The organism is Nocardioides sp. CCNWLW216 (assembly GCF_037120545.1).
In the GTDB taxonomy this organism is placed as follows: Bacteria; Actinomycetota; Actinomycetes; order Propionibacteriales; family Nocardioidaceae; genus Nocardioides; species Nocardioides lianchengensis.
Map to the genome: position 1 here is coordinate 142,149 of NZ_JBBBBJ010000002.1, position 13,210 is coordinate 155,358.

13 protein-coding genes are annotated in these 13,210 nt (G+C 72.3%); 4 read left to right on the forward strand and 9 right to left on the reverse strand.

Going from position 1 to position 13,210, the window contains the following annotated elements:
• Positions 1 to 126: 126 nt before the first annotated feature.
• Entirely contained in the window at positions 127 to 552 is a 426-nt protein-coding gene (locus tag V7S47_RS05035) for an OsmC family peroxiredoxin (RefSeq protein WP_090857638.1), read from the reverse strand.
• 66 nt (positions 553 to 618) lie between these two features.
• Here V7S47_RS05035 and V7S47_RS05040 point away from each other — a divergent pair, with 66 nt between their 5' ends.
• Complete coding sequence (locus tag V7S47_RS05040) at positions 619 to 993, forward strand: globin (RefSeq protein ID WP_336560541.1); 375 nt, start codon at positions 619 to 621, stop codon at positions 991 to 993.
• Here the strand turns inward: V7S47_RS05040 and V7S47_RS05045 are convergent.
• Both V7S47_RS05045 and V7S47_RS05050 read right to left on the reverse strand, forming a co-directional pair.
• Positions 977 to 1,852, reverse strand: a complete 876-nt coding sequence (locus tag V7S47_RS05045; protein ID WP_336560542.1) for an acyl-CoA thioesterase — start codon at positions 1,850 to 1,852, stop codon at positions 977 to 979. The genes V7S47_RS05040 and V7S47_RS05045 overlap by 17 nt on opposite strands.
• A 34-nt stretch (positions 1,853 to 1,886) precedes the next feature.
• Entirely contained in the window at positions 1,887 to 2,078 is a 192-nt protein-coding gene (locus V7S47_RS05050) for a hypothetical protein (RefSeq protein WP_090857649.1), read from the reverse strand.
• Between the two features lie 137 nt (positions 2,079 to 2,215).
• On the opposite strand from V7S47_RS05050, the gene V7S47_RS05055 reads away from it, so the two are divergent.
• Complete coding sequence (locus V7S47_RS05055; protein ID WP_336560543.1) at positions 2,216 to 2,812, forward strand: TetR/AcrR family transcriptional regulator; 597 nt, start codon at positions 2,216 to 2,218, stop codon at positions 2,810 to 2,812.
• A gap of 117 nt (positions 2,813 to 2,929) precedes the next feature.
• On the forward strand, positions 2,930 to 4,156 hold the full coding sequence (locus V7S47_RS05060) for an acetyl-CoA C-acetyltransferase (RefSeq protein WP_336560544.1): 1,227 nt from the start codon (positions 2,930 to 2,932) through the stop codon (positions 4,154 to 4,156).
• Positions 4,157 to 4,234: 78 nt separating this feature from the next.
• Here the strand turns inward: V7S47_RS05060 and V7S47_RS05065 are convergent, their stop codons facing one another.
• Positions 4,235 to 5,302, reverse strand: a complete 1,068-nt coding sequence (locus V7S47_RS05065; protein WP_336560545.1) for a DNA glycosylase AlkZ-like family protein — start codon at positions 5,300 to 5,302, stop codon at positions 4,235 to 4,237.
• Positions 5,303 to 5,381: 79 nt separating this feature from the next.
• Between V7S47_RS05065 and V7S47_RS05070 the strand changes: the two genes are divergently transcribed.
• A complete protein-coding gene (locus V7S47_RS05070; RefSeq protein WP_336560546.1) occupies positions 5,382 to 5,894 on the forward strand; it encodes a MarR family winged helix-turn-helix transcriptional regulator in 513 nt (170 codons plus the stop codon).
• Between the two features lie 396 nt (positions 5,895 to 6,290).
• On the opposite strand, the gene ettA is transcribed toward V7S47_RS05070, so the two are convergent.
• The 5 genes from ettA to V7S47_RS05095 all read right to left on the reverse strand — a co-directional run bounded on the left by ettA (position 6,291) and on the right by V7S47_RS05095 (position 13,202).
• On the reverse strand, positions 6,291 to 7,973 hold the full coding sequence (gene ettA, locus V7S47_RS05075) for an energy-dependent translational throttle protein EttA (protein WP_090857667.1): 1,683 nt from the start codon (positions 7,971 to 7,973) through the stop codon (positions 6,291 to 6,293).
• 84 nt (positions 7,974 to 8,057) lie between these two features.
• Positions 8,058 to 8,486 (reverse strand): single-stranded DNA-binding protein, encoded by a 429-nt coding sequence (locus V7S47_RS05080; RefSeq protein WP_336560547.1) that lies wholly within the window; start codon positions 8,484 to 8,486, stop codon positions 8,058 to 8,060.
• A 156-nt stretch (positions 8,487 to 8,642) separates the two neighbouring features.
• Entirely contained in the window at positions 8,643 to 10,283 is a 1,641-nt protein-coding gene (locus V7S47_RS05085; protein ID WP_336560548.1) for a YfjP family GTPase, read from the reverse strand.
• 85 nt (positions 10,284 to 10,368) lie between these two features.
• Positions 10,369 to 12,084 carry a GTPase domain-containing protein gene (locus V7S47_RS05090; protein ID WP_336560549.1) on the reverse strand — a complete coding sequence of 572 codons (1,716 nt, stop codon included), beginning with the start codon at positions 12,082 to 12,084 and terminating at the stop codon, positions 10,369 to 10,371.
• Complete coding sequence (locus V7S47_RS05095; RefSeq protein WP_336560550.1) at positions 12,081 to 13,202, reverse strand: PrsW family intramembrane metalloprotease; 1,122 nt, start codon at positions 13,200 to 13,202, stop codon at positions 12,081 to 12,083. Before V7S47_RS05095 ends, V7S47_RS05090 begins: the two co-directional genes overlap by 4 nt.
• Between the last annotated feature and the right edge of the window lie 8 nt (positions 13,203 to 13,210).

A 13,210-nucleotide genomic window follows, 5' to 3' on the forward strand; every position in this document is an offset into this window, starting at 1 on the left:
GGTGACCGACCCCCCCCCCTGCCCCCACGCCGCCGCGGCCCCAGAACCTGCGGGCCGAGTCAGCACTACTTGTGCTGACTCGGCCCTCAGTTTCTGCGGACTCGGCAGGGAACTGCGGGGTGGGGCTCAGGCGAGCGAGGCGTCCAGCGTGATCGTGGTGCCGGCGAGCGCCTGGCTCACCGGGCAGCCCTCCTTGGCGGCCTGGGCCAGCTCCTTGAACTTCTCCTCGTCGATGCCCTCGACGACGCCGACGACCGTCAGCTTGATGCCGGTGATCCCGGTGCCGGGCGTCAGCTCGACCTCGGCGGTCGTCTTGAGCGTGGTGGCCGGGGTGTCGTTCTTCGCGAGGCCGTTGGAGAAGGCCATCGAGAAGCAGGACGAGTGGGCCGCGGCGATCAGCTCCTCGGGGCTGGTCTTGCCGTTGGCCGCCTCGGCGCGCGAGGGCCACGACACGTCGTACGTGCCGATCCCGGACGACTCCAGGGTGACCTTGCCGGAGCCCTCGAAGAGGGTGCCTTCCCAGTTCGTGGTCGCTTGGCGAGTGGTGGGCATCTGCGGTCAACTCCTCGGTGGTGGGGCGGGTCGGGGCGAGTCTTGCACGGGCGCGACAATGGGCTCGTGAGCACCTTCTACGACGAGATCGGCGGGTACGACACGATCGCGCTGATCGTGAAGACCTTCTACGAGGGCGTCGCGACCGACGAGGTGCTGCGCCCGATGTACCCCGAGGAGGACCTCGGCCCGGCCGAGGGGCGCTTCCGCGACTTCCTGGTGCAGTACTGGGGCGGGCCCTCGACGTACTCCGAGCAGCGCGGCCACCCCCGGCTGCGGATGCGGCACGCGCCGTTCGCGGTCAACCCGGAGTCCAAGGACCACTGGCTGAGGCACTTCCGGGCCGGGCTGGATGCCGCGGACCTGACGCCTGAGCAGGACGCGCAGTTCTGGGACTACGTGACGCACGCCGCCCAGTTCATGGTCAACACGTTCGACTGAACTCGACCAGGGGCTCGCGGAGCGCGGGCTCGGGCACCGCCGCGCGCTGGGTCGTCTTGTCGAAGAAGACCAACACCACGCGCGCCCGGGCGAGCACGACGTCGCCGTCGCGGATCTCGGACTCCATGACGACCGAGGTGGTACCGACGCGGGCGATCCAGGTCCAGGCGTCGTACGGCTCGGCCCGGAAGAGGATCGGGACCCGGTAGTCGACGTCGATCTGGGCGACCACGACGTGGGCCCGCCCGGCGGTGCTCCAGTCGTCGCCCCAGAGCCGCGCCATCAGCGCGATCCGGGCCTCCTGGAGGTACTCGAAGTACTTCACGTTGTTGACGTGGCCGTAGACGTCCACGTCCGAGAAGCGCACAGCGACCGGGTAGTGGCCGGTGTCGCTGGTGCGGGCGGGAGTGCGCTCGGGACGGTCGACCGGCTCGGTCGGCTCGAGGAGGTCGGCCAGCGTGGCCCGCTCGTCGGACGTCAGCCGGCGGGGGCGCTCCTCGGCGAAGACGTACGGCGTCAGCACGGTCGTCGCGCGGAGGTAGACCAGACGCCCCGACGGCTCGTCGGGGTCGGCGTCGTAGATCTCGTAGGCCATCGTGAAGCTCGCGGCCCGGACCTCGGTCACCCAGCACTCGATGGTGACCGGCCGGAACCGGAACGTCAGCGGCCGGAGGTACTGCACTTCGTGCCGGACGACGACCAGGCCGTCGATCAGCTCGCCCGCCGGTCGGGCCGGACGGTGGGTGCGGAGCATGTCGACCCGCGCCTCTTGGAGGTAGTCGACGTACACGACGTTGTTGACGTGCCCGAGGAGGTCAAGGTCGGCCCAGCGCAGCGGGCACTCGTACGTGTGGCGCACGCCCCGATGCTGCCAGAGCGGGCGCCGGCCGGGATCAGTGGCTGCCGGCGAGACCGAAGTAGTGGGCGCCGATGGTCTCGTGGCGCGCGATCCGGACCTGACGCTCGCTGCGCAGGGTGGTGACCAGCTGGGCGGTCCCGGCGGCGAGGGCGACGACGCCCGCGACGAGGAGGACGGCGAAGCCGACGAGGAAGGTGATCACGGCGGGGGTGGCGATGTCGTACATGGCGGTTTTCCTTTCTACATCTGTAGAATCTCTACACCTGTAGAAAGTACGCCGGTCCGCGCTCCCGCGCAAGTCGGAGCGGTAGTGTCGCGGCCCACACGTCCTCACGCCCCCCACCCCGCCCCGGAGAACCAGCTGTGACCGCGCCCGCCACCGAGCTCAGCCCGCGTCGGCGGGTCCTGCTCGACGCCGCCCTGCAGGTGCTCGCGGAGCAGGGCCTGCGCGGACTCACGCACCGCGCGGTCGACCGGCAGGCCGGACTGCCCGAGGGTTCCTGCTCGGCGTACCTCCGCACGCGGAAGGCGCTGCTGACCGCCCTCACCGAGTACGTCGCGGCCGGGCTGGGCGCCGACGTCGCGGCACTGGCCGCCGAGCTCGACCACCTGCCCGACGATGACGACATCGAGCCCCATGTCGAGGCGACCGGACGGCTCTTCCTCAGCTGGCTCGACCACCCGGAGATGCTGCTCGCCCGCCAGGAGCTGGCGATCGAGGCCGCCCGCGACCGCGATCTCGCCGAGGTCCTCGGCGCGGCGCGCACTGCCCTCATCGAGGTGGTCGACGGCATCCTCTGCGCGCGGGGCAAGAGCCACGGACCCGAGGCAGCCGAGTGGCTGGTCGCCTCGATGGACGGCATCCTGCTCGCCGCGCTGCTCAAGGCGCCGGCCGAGCGACCCGCCTTCCTCGGCGGCGCCGTGGCCCAGACCCTGGGGTCGCTCGCCCTGGAGGACTGACACCGAGGTGGAACACGTTCTGATTTCGTGACGTACGCCTCACTGCCGTGACTCCACGACGGCGTCTAGGGTGGCGAGCGCACCACCCCGACAGCGCCGTCTACCCAGGAGTGACCCATGCCCGAGGCCGTCATCGTTTCCGCAGCTCGCTCGCCCATCGGCCGCGCGAACAAGGGGTCGCTGAAGGACCTGCGTCCCGACGACCTGTCGGCGACGATCATCCAGGCGGCGCTCGACAAGATCCCCGCCCTCGACGCGGCCACGATCGACGACCACTACCTCGGCTGCGGCCTGCCGGGTGGCGAGTCCGGCAACAACATGGCGCGGATCGTCAACGTGCTGCTGGGCCTCGACAGCGTCCCCGGCGCCACGATCACCCGCTACTGCTCGTCGTCGGTCCAGACCAGCCGGATGGCCTTCCACGCGATCAAGGCGGGCGAGGGCGACGTCTTCATCTCGGCCGGCGTCGAGATGGTGTCGCGGTTCGCCAAGGGCACCTCCGACCACTGGCCCGACACCAAGAACCCGCTGTTCGCCGACGCGGAGCAGCGCACCAAGGCCACCGCGGCCGGCGACGGTACGACGACGCCGGACTGGCACGACCCGCGCGAGGACGGCATCCTTCCGGACGCCTACATCGCCATGGGTCAGACCGCCGAGAACGTCGCCAAGATCCGTGGCCTGTCGCGCCAGGAGCTCGACGAGTTCGGCGTCCGTTCGCAGAACCTCGCCGAGAAGGCCATCAACGACGGCTTCTGGGAGCGCGAGATCACCCCGGTCACCACCCCCGACGGCACGGTGGTGTCGAAGGACGACGGCCCCCGCGCCGGGGTCACGATCGAGGCGGCCAGCCAGCTCAAGCCGGTCTTCCGCCCCGACGGCGTGGTCACCGCCGCCAACTGCTGCCCGCTCAACGACGGCGCGGCCGCCGTCGTCATCATGTCGGACACGAAGGCCGCCGAGCTGGGGCTCACCCCGCTGGCCCGGATCGTCTCGACCGGAGTCTCCGGTCTCTCCCCCGAGATCATGGGCCTCGGCCCCGTCGAGGCGACCCGCAACGCGCTGAAGTACGCCGGGATGAGCATCGGCGACATCGACCTGGTCGAGATCAACGAGGCCTTCGCGGCGCAGGTCGTGCCGTCGTACCAGGACCTCGGCATCGACATCGACCGCCTCAACGTCAACGGCGGCGCGATCGCCGTCGGGCACCCCTTCGGCATGACCGGCGCCCGGCTGCAGAACACCATGCTCAACAGCCTCGACTGGCACGACAAGTCCACCGGCCTGATCACCATGTGCGTCGGTGGCGGCCAGGGCATGGCGATGATCCTCGAGCGGATCTAGCAAGGACGCGTCAGCGGCCCTGCTGCGGGTGGTCGAGCGAGCGGCGCGCGTGTCGAGCCCCTGGCCGGCGGCGCGCTCTCATCCGCCGTCGGTGACGTACCCCGCGAACGCCTGGCCCCGGAAAGTGGCCAGACGTTCTGCTTGCTCGTCCAGCCCTGCGGGCAGCGGCCCGCCGTCCCAGACGGTGACGGCGAGCTGCAGCCGGCGCCCCTTCGAGCGGGGCCGCCAGCTGCCGACGACCTCGGAGTCCGCGAGCACTCCCCCGGGCCGTCCGAGCGTGCGCCAGAGGTCCCGGCGGGCGTCGGGGTCGGGAACCACGAGCTCGCGGTCCCGGCCCTGCAGGAACAGGTCGAAGGGGCCGAGCAGGCGCACGCCTGAAGGCTCTCCCGGATCGGCCATCGCGTCGAGGTCCTCGGCCAGGAGGTCGAGCGCCTCGCCGCCGACCTCGACGGGGACGACGTCGTCCGGCCAGTGCTGTCTCACCACCCTCACCGGCGCATCGAGGTAGCCCGCCACCAGCTGCGGAGTGGCGGGGCCGAGCAGGCGCAGGACGCCGCGGATCGGGTCGAGGTGGGGCGGCACCCGCTTCGCGGGTGCGCGCCAGCCGGGGATCCGCCGCAGCACCGGCGGCGAGGTGCCGGCCTCCAGCTCGAGACCGGCCTGGAGCGCGGCGAGGCGGAACGGCTGCTCGTAGGTGTGGGTGGCCTGGCATGGCTCGCACCACCGCAGGTAGGGCTCCGGCAGCCGGTCGGTCAGGGCGCTCGACATCTCCCCCTTCACCACCCGCCGGCGACCGGCGACCTCGCTCATCGTCTCCGCCACCCGGGCGAGCGCGTCGAGGACCGGGATGCCGGCCTTCTTCAGGGGCCGCGAGGCGTCGAAGACCCGCTTCGCCGCATCCGCCTCGTCGAGGGGCGCGGTCGCCGCCGCGACCGCGGCCGCCTCCGAGCGCCGGTAGGCGTGCGGTGCCCCGCGCAGGGTCCAGGCGACGAACACGTCGTCCGGCTGCGGGCGGACGCCCCGGACCTCCAGGGCCCAGCGGAACCCGTCGGGACCGGTGTCCTGGACCCCGAGATCGAGAACCCGCGAGTCGCCGGCCTCACCCGAACGAGTGAGGTCCTGCTGTCGGGCACGGTGGCGCAGCACGCTCGTGCGATCAATCCGCCTCTCTGCCATGGGCCCGGTCTACCAGGTGCCAGCGACAGGCCGACATAGACTGCCGCGCGTGGCAGACGCAGCGGCCGGTTCGGGGACCCACTGGCTCGACGACCAGGAGCAGCGCTCCTGGCGGGCGTACCTGATGGGCACCACGCTGCTCCTGGACCGCCTCGATGAGGACCTCAGGCGCACCTTCGACCTCTCGCTCGTCGAGTACGAGATCCTCGTCCGCCTCTCCGAGCGCGAGGGCCGGATGCGGATGGCCCAGCTCGCCGACGCCCTGGCCCACAGCCGGAGCCGGGTCACGCACACCGTCACTCGGATGGAGCGCGCCGGACTGGTCCGGCGCAGCAACTCGCCCGAGGACGGTCGCGGAATCATCTGCGGACTGACCACCCAGGGCCGCGACCTGCTCGAGCGGGCCGCCCACGTCCATGTCGCCGGCGTACGCGCGCACCTCGTCGACCTGGTCGCCGGCGACGACTTCGCCGCCGTCGGCCGGGTCATGGACGCCGTCTCCGACAACCTCGTCGCCGCCCACCCCGAGATGGAAATGCGTCAGGCCGCGCCAGCGGACTGAACGCATTTCGGTCGGTGAGGGACGCGCCAGCGGACCTCACCGTGGTGGTCGAGCGAGCGCCACGGCTGAGCTCGCGAAGCCGTGACGCGCGTGTCGAGACCCAACCAGGTCTCGCGGACGCAATCCCGGGAGCCCCCCGAGACCGCGAATCGAACGAGGCCGTACAACGGCCCACCAGGTCTCGATACGCTCGCTGGCGCTCGCTACTCGACCAACGAGCAGCCAGCCGCCAGCGGACTGAACGCGTTTCGGTCGAGCGAGCGTGACGCGCGTGTCGGGACCCATCCAGGTCACGCGGGCGGCCCCAGGTCGGCCTGCCCGCCCGCACGCCGACCCGTCACTCCCTGCCCTACGGACGGCGTGTCCGGGGCATTGAGTGACGGGTCGGCGGTGTGGTCAGTCGCGGGTCAGGCGGCGGTGGGTGACGCGGTGCGGGCGAGCGGCCTCGAGGCCGAGGCGCTCGATCTTGTTCTCCTCGTACGACGCGAAGTTGCCCTCGAACCAGAACCACTGGGCCGGGTTCTCGTCGGTGCCCTCCCACGCGAGGATGTGGGTGGCGATGCGGTCGAGGAACCACCGGTCGTGGGAGGTGACCACGGCGCAGCCCGGGAAGTCGAGCAGCGCGTCCTCGAGGGAGGACAGGGTCTCGACGTCGAGGTCGTTGGTGGGCTCGTCGAGCAGCAGCAGGTTGCCGCCCATCTTCAGGGTGAGCGCCAGGTTGAGGCGGTTGCGCTCACCACCGGAGAGCACACCGGCCTTCTTCTGCTGGTCGGGGCCCTTGAAGCCGAACGACGCGACGTAGGCGCGCGAGTTCATCTCGAAGTTGGCGACCTTGATGAAGTCGAGCCCGTCGGACACGACCTCCCAGACGTTCTTGTTGGGGTCGATGCCGCCGCGGGTCTGGTCGACGTACGAGAGCTTCACCGTCTGGCCCACGTCGAGCTTGCCACCGTCGGGCTGCTCGCCACCGGTGATCATCCGGAACAGCGTGGTCTTGCCGACGCCGTTGGGGCCGATCACGCCGACGATGCCGGCGCGGGGCAGCGAGAAGGACAGGTCGTCGATGAGCGTGCGGCCCTCGAAGCCCTTGGTGAGGTGCTCGGCCTGGAGGACGACGTCACCGAGGCGCGGGCCGGCCGGGATGTTGATCTCGGAGGTGTCGATCTTGCGCATCCGGTCGGCCTCGGCCGCCATCTCCTCGTAGCGCGCGAGACGGGACTTGCTCTTGGTCTGGCGGGCCTTGGCGTTGGAGCGGACCCACTCCAGCTCCTTCTCGAGCATCTTGGCGCGCTTGGCGTCCTTGAGCCCCTCGACCTTGAGCCGGTCGCGCTTGGTCTCGAGATAGGTCGAGTAGTTGCCCTCGTAGGGGTGGGTCTGGCCGCGGTCGAGCTCGAGGATCCACTCGGCCACATTGTCGAGGAAGTAGCGGTCGTGGGTGATGGCCAGGACGGCGCCCGGGTAGTCCTTGAGGTGACCCTCCAGCCACTGCACCGACTCGGCGTCGAGGTGGTTGGTGGGCTCGTCGAGGAGCAGCAGGTCCGGCTGCTGGAGCAGCAGCTTGCAGAGCGCGACCCGGCGCCGCTCACCACCGGAGAGGTTGTCGACGATCGCGTCCGGCGGCGGGCACCGGAGCGCGTCCATCGCCTGGTCCAGGCGGCTGTCGAGGTCCCAGACGTTGGCGGCGTCGAGCTCGGTCTGCAGGTCGCCGGCCTCGGTCGCGATCTTGTCCTGGTCGGCGTCGGGGTCACCCATGAGCATGTAGAGCTCGTCGAGGCGGGCCATCTTGGCCTTGGTCTCGGCGACGGCCTCCTCGACGTTCTCGAGGACCGTCTTGCCCTCGGTCAGGGGCGGCTCCTGCTGGAGCATCCCGACCGTGGCGCCGGGATCGAGGATGGCGTCGCCGTTGTTGGCCTTGTCGAGCCCGGCCATGATCTTGAACAGCGAGGACTTGCCGGTGCCGTTGGGGCCGACGACGCCGATCTTCGCCCCGTGCAGGAACGAGAGGGTCACGTTGTCGAGGACGACCTTGTCGCCGTGGGCCTTGCGCACGTTGCGCAGGGTGAACACATATTCCGCCATGGTTCCCAGGCTAGTGGTTCCGTGGGCCACGGACCGGGGCGGGGCCGTCCGGGGCCGGCCCGCCCCGGCCCGCCCCGGGGCGGCTCAGGCGGCCGGGGCAGCCGCCCCCTCCATCTCGGACTGCTCCGACGACGGCGCCGGGCCCGTCTCGGCGCGCGTCGTCTTGGTGAACCGGCTGACGCCGCGCGTCAGGTCGTGGCCGACGCTGGTGGCCTCGACCACGAACGAGGTCACCTCGACACCGGCGCTGTTGACCCAGACCTGGGCCTCGAGACGGCCGTGCACGACCACCGGGTCGCCGCGGCGCAGCGAGTCGCGGCAGTTGTCGCCGAGGGACCGCCAGGCGTCCACGGAGTACCACTGGGTCGGGCCGTTGACCCAGCTGTCGCTGCGGCGCTGGTAGCGCCGCGGGGTGCAGCCGAGGCGGAAGCTGGCGACCTGGGCATCGCCGGCCTGGCGCACCTGCACGTCGCCGCCGAGCCAGCCGTGCAGGGTCACGAAGGTGTCGGTCATGGGACTCTCCTTAGTCGCGGCCGCCCACGCGGCCGGGGTGAGCCTCGAGACTCCGACCGCGCGCCGACAGGCGCCGACACCCGGGACCCATCCTGGGGACAAGCCCTGCGGGAAGGTCGCCTGTGGACGACCGGTGGCCCGGTGTCAGGCTCGGCGTCAGGCCCGCTGCGCCTTGGCCACGCCCGACTTCAGCGCGCTGTAGGCGGCCAGCTCGGCCTCGACCGGCCGGACGACCAGCTCGGAGGCGACCTCGGAGATCGAGCCCTCCAGACGCTTGCGCACCGACTCGGCCCGCTCCTTGGCCGCCCCGGCGACGGTGCCTCGGCAGACCAGGGCCATCGCGATCCCGACCACGACGCAGGCCACCGCCACCACGAGAGGCAAGGAGAGACCGCCCACCTCCGGTGCGTCACCCGTGACGCCGGCCGCGGCGAGCCCCGCCCAGATCCCGCAGCCGACCGCTCCGAGAAGCAGCAGCCACTGGAGCACCCGGACCAGGCTGACCCAGCCGGGCAGACGCTGGCCGCCCAGGTCGGTGGCCGCCAGCGCGGCGTCGAGCCGGTCGCCCAGCTCGGGGATGCGCGAGACCGAGACCCGTTGGACGGAGGCCGCCCAGGGTGCGCCGAGGCCCTCGGAGGCGTCGTCGGCGAGGGCCCGCACCTCGGTGTCGACCCGGGCGCGCTGCACGGTGACCGAGGTCGGTGCCGCGGTGGCTCGGCCCGAGAGCCGGCTCGCGGAGTCCCCGACGTCGAGCTCGAGCTTCTTCAGCGGATCGCCCCCCAGGCCGGCGATCCAGGAGACGGCCGGCCAGCCGGTGGCGCGGCTCGCGCGAATGCGCGTGGAGCGCTCGACCGCGTCGACGACGGTGGGCACGCCCGCGGCCTCGCCGAGGGCCGTCTCGAACGACTGGGCACGACCGGCGGGGAGGCTGCGAGTGCGGCCCTCTCCGCTGGCCTCGTCGAGGCGACCCGCGGCGGCGCGGATGTCGGCTTCGAGGCGGGTGCGGGTCATCTTCTTCTCGGCGACCCGGCGACCGATCTCGGCGCGCAGCTCGTCGAGGCCGATGCCCTGGCGGGCGCTGATGGCGATGACCGGGACCTTGGCGAGACCGTCGTTGTCGAGCAGGCGTCGTACGTCGTCGAGCATCGCCTGGCGACGCTCCTCGGGCACGGAGTCGATGTGGTTGAGCACCACGACCATGACCTCGTCGTGGGTCTTCAGCGGCTCGAGGTAGCGGTCGTGGATGGCCGCGTCGGCGTACTTCTGCGGGTCGAGGACCCACACGAGCAGGTCGGCGAGGGCGACCAGCCGGTCGACCTCGAGGTGGTGGGACACCTCGGTCGAGTCGTGGTCGGGCAGGTCGAGCAGGACGACACCGTCGAGCGCGTTGTCCTCGCGCCGGGTGTCGAGCATCGAGTCGCGCGTCGTCTGGTGCCGGTCGGGGATGCCGAGCCACTCCAGGAGCTCGCGGGCCCCGTCGGTGCCCCACACGCAGGCCGTGGCCCAGGACGTGGTCGGACGGCGGACGCCGACGGCCGACAGCTCGAGGCCGGTCAGCGCGTTGAACGTCGAGGACTTCCCGGACCCGGTGGCGCCGGCGATGCCGACGACGGTGTGCTCGGCCGACAGCCGCAGCCGCCCGGCGGCCCGGTCGGCCACCTCGCGGGCCTCGGTCACCAGGGCTTCGTCGAGCCGGCCGCTCGCAGCGTCGGCCGCGGCCTCCAGGCCATCGATCCGGGCGCCGATGTCGGTGCCCCGGGTGACCAGCTGCTTGGCCCCCTCCAGCAAGGACGTCATGTTCTCCAACCCAGGTACGACAGTGGTGGCCTCACCTTAGAGGCTCCGGCCCCGCTCCCGGCGGGCGGCCGGAGCCAGCCGGGCCTCAGTCGGTGCTCTCGCCGCTCCGCGGGACGCTGGCGAAGCGCACGTCGTCGACGCGCCGGGCGGCCTGGCGCAGCTGCGACGCCGCGTCGGGGCTGACCGGGAGCGCGTCCAGGACGGCCGTCCAGCGGCGTCGCTCGGTCTCGACGAGGTCGCCGAGGCGGTACTCCAGCGTGTCGCGGGCCCGGGCGAGCAGGTCGGCGGTCGGCGCGGGTCCGAACACCGCGTCGAGCAGGCTGCGCCCGGCCGCGGACGACGGCTGCGTCGAGTCCTGGTCGAGCGCCGAGACCATCAGAGCGACGGACAGCCCCTGCACGCCGTAGGCGAGGAACCGGGCGGTGCGCTGGCCCGAGCCCTCGAGGCGGACCAGCTCGGTCACGTCCTGCTGCCAGTCGCGCACCGCCCGCTCAGCGGTACGACGGAGCTCGCGCCCGGCCCGCTCGAGCCCGGCGGAGCCGGCCAGGACGCCCGCGCCGGCGGGCTTCTCGCGCCAGGTGGCGGCGAGCGCGGCGGCGGTCTTCTCGGCGCGCTCGAGGATGAGGTTCTCGAGGCCGGACTCGACGGCGACCATCACCCGCTCAGCCTGCTGGGGCTTGCCCTTGACCGCGTTGACGACCCGCTCGCGCAGCCAGCCGACCTTGTCCTCGAGGCTGCGCAGCAGCTCTCCGGTGCCGACGAAGTCCTCCCAGCGGGCCAGGACCTCGCCCTGCAGCAGGGTGCCGTCGCCCGAGCCGGCGACGAGCGCGGCTCCGGCCTCGTCGTACGCCGTGGCGACGTCGGCGCGCAGCACGTCGAGCTCGGTCACCTGGGCGGCGACCGCGTCGGCGATCGGGTGGGCACGGCGGGTGATCGCGCGGATCGAGCCCTCCAGCGTCTGGCGGACGACGCCGTCGCGGGCGCTCGTGTCGACGGCCAGCGAGGCCAGCCAGGCACGGACCTCGGCGACGTGGCGACGCGGGAGCAGCCCGTCCTGGTCGATCGGCCCCTCGTGGACGATGAACAGCGGTGAGTCCTTCAGGCCACGGCTGGCCAGCATCCGGGCCAGGTGGGTCGAGACCGTCTGGACGGCGTCGGCGGCCGTGCGGTCGAGCACGATCGCCACGGCGGCCGAGCGCTGCGCGGCGGCGTTGAGGTGCTCCCACGGGACCTGGTCGGCGTAGCGCGCGGCGGAGGTGACGAAGAGCCACATGTCGGCGGCGGCGAGCAGCTGGGCGGCCAGCACCCGGTTGGGCTCCTCGACGGAGTCCACGTCAGGGGCGTCGAGGATCGCCAGGCCGGCCGGCACGGTCTCGGCGGCGACCAGCTGGAGCGCGTCGTGGTCGTTGGTGGGGTGGTCGACGCGGCGCAGGTCGGGCAGCAGCCGGTCCTGGCCGAACCAGGCGGCGTCGTCGGGGTGGTGCACCAGGACGGGCGAGCGGGTGGTCGGCCGGAGCAGACCGGGCTCGGTCACCCGACGTCCGACCAGCGAGTTGACCAGGGTGGACTTGCCGGCGCCCGTGGAGCCGCCGACCACGACCAGCAGCGGCGCCTCGACGGTCATCACCCGCGGGATGACGTAGTCCTCCAGCTGGTCGACCATCTCCGCCCGCGACCCACGCTGCTCGTCGGCCCCGGGAGCGTCGAGCGGCAGCTCGGCGGCCTGCAGCGCACCGCGCAGCCGGACCAGTGCGGTCAGCATCTGCGCGCCGCTGCCCGCGGTCTCCTGGGAAGCTGTCATCGGGTGGGTACCACCTGTCCGGGAAAGGCGATGAACGGGCGAACGGCCCCGATCCTCGCGACGTAGTCCTGTCCGCGGGCCGCGAAGTCGGGCGGCGGGGTGCCGCGCAGGAAGCGATGGTGCAGGAAGCCGAGCTCGATGGCCGCCTGCTGGTAGTCCCGCATCGCCCGCTCCGCGGCCGGTCCGGCGGCCTGCCGGGCGTGCGCCCGCGCGAGCCGACGCGCCTGCAGGTCGACCACCCAGCCGATGTCGGTGCCGGGGATCAGCCCGCGGCGGGCGGCGTCGTCCAGGGCCACCGCGAGCATCCGGCGCTCGGAGCGGCGGGCCCACACGGCCAGCCAGGCCAGCCCTCCGAGCGCGGGGATCATCAGCACGACGTACACGAGGGCGAAGCTGCCGAAGCCGAAGATCGTGGCGCCGTTCCAGACCCCGTGGGTGAGCACGGCGACGGCGTACCCGCCCAGCGGGGCCAGCAGGCGTACGGCGCTGCTGCGCGACGTGACCGCCACGCCGACGCCGATGCCGATGAACGTGGTGAACAGCGGGTGGGCGAACGGGCTGAACAGGCAGCGCACGACGAACGTCGCGGTCAGCGCCTCGGTGCCACCGGGACCGGTGCCGTCGGTGCCGTTGTAGGCGGCGGCGAGGTAGAGGATGTTCTCGGTGAACGCGAAGCCGATGCCGACCATGCCGGCGTAGACGATGCCGTCGAGGATCCCGTCGAGCTCGGCCCGGCGCCACCACAGCAGGAGGACCAGGAAGGCACCCTTGCTGAGCTCCTCGGTCACGGGCGCGACCACGGCCAGGCTCGCGTCCTCGCTGAACCCGGCCACCAGGCCGCCGACGCCCTGGATCAGGATGGCCGCGGCGGTCGCGACGAAGCCCCCCCACAGCAGCCCCATCAGCAGCAGCGCCCGCGGCTCGGGCTCGTAGCGGTCGAGCCAGAGGTAGCAGCAGACCAGGGGGACGACGGGCAGCGCGGCCAGCGCGGTCGCGAGCAGCAGCGTGCGCGGGGCACCGGACAGCGCGATCACCAGGAGCATCACGGCGGCGCCACCGATCACCAGCACGGTCACGAGGACCGTGAAGGCGACGCTGTCTCGACGGGCTCCTGGCACGGGCGCAG